This window comes from [Flexibacter] sp. ATCC 35208 (genome assembly GCF_001975825.1).
Classification (GTDB): Bacteria; Bacteroidota; Bacteroidia; order Chitinophagales; family Chitinophagaceae; genus Chitinophaga.
The window spans coordinates 1-1,927 of record NZ_MTKN01000169.1 but is presented as its reverse complement, the minus strand read 5'-3'; the positions used below and the strand labels follow the sequence as shown (position 1 = coordinate 1,927).

General features: G+C 34.3%; 2 protein-coding genes. Both read right to left on the bottom strand.

Annotation, left to right across the window (positions count from 1 at the left end):
* Positions 1-355: 355 nt before the first annotated feature.
* On the bottom strand, positions 356-1,360 hold the full coding sequence (locus BW716_RS34870; RefSeq protein ID WP_220388912.1) for a hypothetical protein: 1,005 nt from the start codon (positions 1,358-1,360) through the stop codon (positions 356-358).
* A gap of 339 nt (positions 1,361-1,699) precedes the next feature.
* On the bottom strand, positions 1,700-1,927 hold a 228-nt coding region (locus BW716_RS37970; protein WP_220388911.1), incomplete at its 5' end, for a hypothetical protein.

Below are 1,927 nucleotides of genomic sequence, written 5' to 3'. Positions count from 1 at the left end.
TTGTTATCTGCCGATTACAATGTTATACAGGGATTATTCCATAATGATATAAATTTGATCAGGAGATATTAAAAACGCCATTTAAAATTCTATAGAGCCTGTTTGTTATATCACATATGCTCATTTTACCTTCATTTAAAATTTAACAGATAACACAACAAACGAATACATTACAATCGCAAACAGCTATTTTAATAATTAATTTTACTAAGGAATATGTGAATATGAGATAAATCATCCATAAACTGGTTCGAAACTTGTCCCTCACAGCCCGCTGAAACAATAAGATCCGCTACTATAGCGGATCTTATTGTTTTTATACAATTGCCAATTTTTTGTCCAAAAATGGTATAATTCAGTCTGGTAAGGGGTTGTATGGGGTCGAACCCTGTGAGATGTTTTTTAAATAATCGTTCAATCTGTATTCTTTCCTCTGTTGCCAATCGCAAATTAAACCATCAGTTATAATACCTGAATTGGTTGATTCCCCTAACAGTATCTCAACCGAAGCACCCTCGTACAGTCTTATGGTAGCAACCAGGAATTCATTGTCCCCAGCAAGGAGTATTGTATGTGCATATGGTGGCAATTCAATATTTACAGTTGAAAAATAATCACCTGACTCATTGTCGAATTTTACATATTTATTTTCCCCACCGTTCACAATCCAATTTCGAATTGCATCAAAGTTGGCGTGGATTGCGAAATTGTAACCTTTTACTAATGCCAGGAAATTAAAAGCCATTTTTCCGAATATTCTAAAATAGTCATTGCGCCAATCAACATGTCCCCTCACAATCGGAATATGTGTTTCCGAACCAGCTTGTTGCCTAGCTATATTTCTCACAAATTCTGCAAGGTTAAGGCTATCTGCATTGTTTAAAATTAAATCGCCATTAGTACTAGCCAAATAGCAAATTACTCGGTTATCTTTGTCCACGTCAATACCGATAAATTTCTCCTTCGGTGATAACGTTGAATCCTTTAGCGAACGAAATATTAAAGTATCATATTGCTGTAAATAAGAAGCAAAAGAGGTGTGTATGGTATCCCGATTAGTTTCAGTTGCATCAAAACTGAACTTGCTTTGTCCGTTTTCAGTATTTATTTTTAGTGTTGGGATAGAATAAGGCCGGCCTTTCTTTAAGTAGCCTAAATAATGATCATCATTGTTTTTCATGATGCATATTTTCCCTTTGGTCTCCTTCTTGCTTGAAAGATTGCCGCGTTTTCCCGGTCCAACTATTTCTCTTGGGGCAGATATGAGGGAATCCTGTAAAAATGGACGTTCTAACTTAGAAATATCATTATTGAATTCCGAGGAAACAAAATTTTTGGGCAGTTTTTGTATTCCGCCCAATCCAGCGGGAATTATATGTTCTTCACTACTATAGGAGAGATCAGTTCGATTTTTATAATAAATACACATTTAAAACACTTTATGTTGAATAAAATTAGCCAGCTTATTTATTGTCTGATTATTCCAATAAAGCACCCCCTCATCAGAAAAGATGTTTTCAATTTCATTTGAATTTAAATTCCGGTCAATTCCGGGAATATCTGGTAATAAACTGCGAAATCTTACCCAAATCGGCGGCAAAAAGTGTCGAAAGTTGTAACCTTCTCTCCGCTGAAAAAATTAAAGCCTTCAAGTCATTGGATTTGAAGGCTTTAATTTTTTATCTAAACCATATAACGCTTAATAGTTAAAATACTGGTTTAATTCAAAATGCCACTTTGCTATCGGGATTTTAAAAATATCAGTGGAATATGTTCCATTCCATACTCCCGTCAATTCATGATTTTTTTCATCCTGATCATCAAGAATATCTTTAAGCCTCTTCAATAAATCTTTTTTTCCCGAAACATTATAGAAATCTGTTTGAGTCTGATTTTTCCAATCTATCAGATAATGAAGTTGTTTACA